General features: G+C 52.5%; 1 protein-coding gene. It reads right to left on the bottom strand.

Annotated features, from left to right (window positions below; all coding sequences use genetic code 11):
• Positions 1-255 (bottom strand): amino acid permease C-terminal domain-containing protein (locus tag LD028_RS09230; protein ID WP_275949119.1); only part of this gene is annotated, 255 nt, incomplete at both ends.

The raw sequence follows: 255 nt of genomic DNA, 5'->3' as shown, positions 1-255 counted from the left end.
CCGTTTCGTTGAGCTTGCTATGCCTCCGTCCGTAGACGAAATAAATGGCCAAGCCGATCAGCAGCCACGAGATAAAACCGATCCATGTCGTCATCGGGAGCTGAAGAACTAAGTAGCCGCAGAACAAGACGGCTAAAATCGGGATGACCGGAACGAACGGGACGCGGAACGCCCGCTTTAAGTTCGGCTGCGTTTTGCGCAGCACAAGAACGCCAATTGAAACGGTAATAAAGGCAAAGAGCGTCCCAATGTTCG

Source organism: Anoxybacillus sp. LAT27 (assembly GCF_022030075.1).
GTDB classification, from domain to species: domain Bacteria; phylum Bacillota; class Bacilli; order Bacillales; family Anoxybacillaceae; genus Anoxybacillus; species Anoxybacillus kestanbolensis.
This window is presented reverse-complemented; position numbering and strand designations above follow the sequence as displayed.